This is a genomic window from Peribacillus sp. NPDC060253, assembly GCF_042727425.1.
Taxonomy (GTDB): Bacteria; Bacillota; Bacilli; order Bacillales; family DSM-1321; genus Peribacillus.
The window spans coordinates 1-2,313 of record NZ_JBHXAS010000252.1; the positions used below are offsets into that span (position 1 = coordinate 1).

Sequence of the window (2,313 nt, forward strand, 5' to 3'; positions counted from 1 at the left end):
TAAAATTAAAAGGCATGAGCCCGGTAGATTACCGGATTCATGCCCTCAAGGCTGCCTAATTAAATAAAGTGTCTAACTTTTTGGGTTCACTTCAAACAACCGGCCCTTTTTCTTAAATTTGCACCTCTTTAAAAATATCCGTTTCCTGACCTGCATTCAAGCTTAGTACATCCTCTACATCTTGATATGATTTCCCATAAAGATCATCATCTTTGTAAGTATGGATTTCAGAATAAATCTCTTTCATGAAGTCAAAAACGTCTTCTTCATCAACAGATGGATTTGCCGGCCAATATAAGATTTCCATGGGAGTAATCTCCTTAGTGGCAAGCGATTTTCTGCTGTAGGAAATTGAAGAGGCATGCTTGAACCCTTCCCTTTTATAAAATTTCAGCCTTTTAAATGTATCATCATCATGTTCTTGTACTGGTTCCACTTCCAGCAAGATCGTTTTCTGCTTTTTTTGCAATTTTTGAATCAATTTCCTTCCTAGTCCCTGCCCCCTTGATTGCTTGGATACAAATAGATAATCAACGAATATAAACTCTTCCCCTTCAACATACAATAAAACATGGTCAGGACCTTCATCCTTTTTATATATTTCCTGCTTATCTTCTAAAAGAACTTCTATATGCTCTTTGGATTTCATTTCTTCAATGGGGAAATACTGATTTAATTTTTCATACCAATTCATTATTTAATCTCCTCTTTTACCAGTTTATACTTTCCAGAATTTTGCTTTTCCACTACAATAGTACTTAAACAGCATGAAAATATTAGGAGGGTTTTGATGATCAGTTACTTTACGGACTTTATTTTAGTCGCGGTTTGCGTTATAGGCATTACGGCTGTTAATGGCGTAGTGACGAATGGCATCGGCGAAAAATGGTTTGGCGGGAAACGTCACTCCCATATTTTTGATCAATCGAAACGAATTCAGTCAGGGTGGAATCAAGTTGGCGGGAATAAAGAGAGGTAATTCAGAAAGAATTTGGATGACCGTAAGGCATCACCCTTACGGTCATCTATCTTTCATGGGGTATAATCGACTCCCTTTGTATATCGATTCGCTGCATTCCATAATAAATACTCATCTATCCCATTATCATTTAACGCTTTTATTTGGGCTTCCACTTCTTCCTTACCATACTTTTGGTAATTTCCCTCTCCTAAATACGAAGCAGTAAAATCTTGAAGCCAAGGTCTGGAAGTCGGTGGCGTTTTTAATTCCTTCAGCTTCCCATTCTCCAATTTTGCATATTCCTTAACGAGGTCATATGGTTCCAAGTCTGGCTTATCGATGCCAAAATAAGATGTCCAATGACTTGGATAGATCATGGAGGAAATTACATCTACATTCTCTGAGATTTTAGTGAAGTTTTGTCCAATCCCGGGAGCTTCAGGCAATGTAGCCGCATATCCAAAAATATCAACTGACACATCCACCCCGTAAGGCTCCAGTTGTTTCTTCGCATAACTTACGAAATCAGTCACTGCCTGAACCCTTTTAGCTGAATGACTTACTTTCGCTTCATCATATTCACCCATATCATATTTCAAATCGTCTTCTTTATTTTCGAACCCTTCAGGAAACCTGACATAGTCAAATTGAATTTCTTTAAAACCCATCTTTGCCGCTTCAATGGCAATGCCGACATTATAATCCCACACCTCTTTTAAGAATGGGTTAACGAAGGCTTCCCCACGACCATTTTTCCATACTTTTTCGCCATTTAAATATGACAATTCAGGCTTCTCTTTAGCCAGAAGGGAGTCTTTAAAGACAACCACCCTTGCAATCGGATAAATGTGTTTATCCTCAAATTTTTTCAGCATTGCCTTTGGATTTTTTATGTAGTCTTTACCAATCCCAGCATATGGGGAATCGGGATCTTCGGTCTTATACGTAATGTTCCCAAAGTCATCCTTGATATCGATGACCATAGCATTCAAATCGGTTTCATCTACATATTTAATAAGTTCGTTCATTTTATTGCCACCCGCTGCGGGCGCGGTCACATATATTCCCCGCACCGCATCCGGATAGTCGAATTTTAACCCCGAATCAAAAACAAACCGCGGTGCACTCACTGGCAGTTCTTTATTTTCTAATGCTACCTGCCTAGTTTCGTTCATGCTCTGTGCATGAACAGGCTGTTGAACCAGGAATATGCACATACCTGTCATCAGCCATTTACTCATTGGTTTCATATCCTCCACCCCATTCGCCATCAGTCATCAATATTCAACAATATAATAGACCCCTTTCTTTAATACCACAACCATTTAACTTTACTCCTATATATTATAAAT

Annotated in this window: 3 protein-coding genes; 1 reads left to right on the top strand and 2 read right to left on the bottom strand. The window is 38.6% G+C overall.

The features are described from left to right. Positions 1-112 precede the first annotated feature (112 nt). The gene (locus tag ACFWE9_RS26685) at positions 113-694 is read right to left on the bottom strand and encodes a GNAT family N-acetyltransferase (RefSeq protein WP_230158734.1); all 582 of its coding nucleotides are present in this window, start codon (positions 692-694) and stop codon (positions 113-115) included. Positions 695-790: 96 nt separating this feature from the next. On the opposite strand from ACFWE9_RS26685, the gene ACFWE9_RS26690 reads away from it, so the two are divergent. Continuing rightward, a complete protein-coding gene (locus ACFWE9_RS26690; RefSeq protein ID WP_230158733.1) occupies positions 791-979 on the top strand; it encodes an FAD:protein FMN transferase in 189 nt (62 codons plus the stop codon). Positions 980-1,032: 53 nt separating this feature from the next. Here the strand turns inward: ACFWE9_RS26690 and ACFWE9_RS26695 are convergent, their stop codons facing one another. Continuing rightward, on the bottom strand, positions 1,033-2,178 hold the full coding sequence (locus tag ACFWE9_RS26695; protein ID WP_230158745.1) for a putative glycoside hydrolase: 1,146 nt from the start codon (positions 2,176-2,178) through the stop codon (positions 1,033-1,035). Positions 2,179-2,313 lie beyond the last annotated feature (135 nt).